At 66.9% G+C, this 764-nt stretch carries 1 protein-coding gene; it reads right to left on the bottom strand.

Annotated elements, in window-relative coordinates:
• Positions 1 to 764 (bottom strand): FAD-binding protein (locus tag ACTJLB_RS32420; protein WP_440785661.1); only part of this gene is annotated, 764 nt, incomplete at both ends.

The raw sequence follows: 764 nt of genomic DNA, 5'->3' as shown, positions 1-764 counted from the left end.
ATCGACGGCAGACGCTTCATGATCGTCTCCGCGCCGATGTGCGACAGGTCCAGCAGCACGTGGTCCTTGTTCGGACCCACGCCGCGGCCTTCCTTGATCTCCTGGTCCATCGAGCGCGAAACAAAGTCGCGCGGCGCCAGATCCTTCAGGGTCGGCGCGTAGCGTTCCATGAAACGCTCGCCGTTCGAATTCCGCAGGATGCCGCCTTCGCCGCGCACGCCTTCGGTGATCAGCACGCCCGCGCCGGCCACGCCGGTCGGGTGGAACTGCCAGAACTCCATGTCCTGCAGCGCGATGCCCGAGCGCGCCGCCATACCGAGGCCGTCGCCGGTGTTGATGAACGCGTTGGTCGAGGCCGCGAAGATCCGGCCCGCGCCGCCCGTGGCGAACAGCGTCGTCTTGCCTTCGAGGATGTAGACCTCGCCCGTTTCCATTTCGAGCGCGGTCACGCCAAGCACGTCGCCGTCGGCGTCGCGGATCAGATCGAGCGCCATCCACTCGACGAAGAACTGCGTCTTGGCCGCAACGTTCTGCTGGTACAGCGTGTGCAGCAGCGCGTGACCGGTGCGGTCAGCCGCAGCGCACGCGCGCTGCACGGGCTTCTCGCCGTAGTTCGCGGTGTGGCCGCCGAACGGACGCTGGTAAATCGTGCCGTCGGCGTTGCGGTCAAACGGCATGCCGAAGTGTTCGAGCTCGTAGACGGCGTTGGGCGCCTCGCGGCACATGAACTCGATCGCGTCCTGGTCGCCGAGCCAGTCGGAGCC

It is taken from the genome of Paraburkholderia sp. 22098 (genome assembly GCF_052045935.1).
GTDB classification, from domain to species: Bacteria; Pseudomonadota; Gammaproteobacteria; order Burkholderiales; family Burkholderiaceae; genus Paraburkholderia; species Paraburkholderia caledonica.
This window is presented reverse-complemented; position numbering and strand designations above follow the sequence as displayed.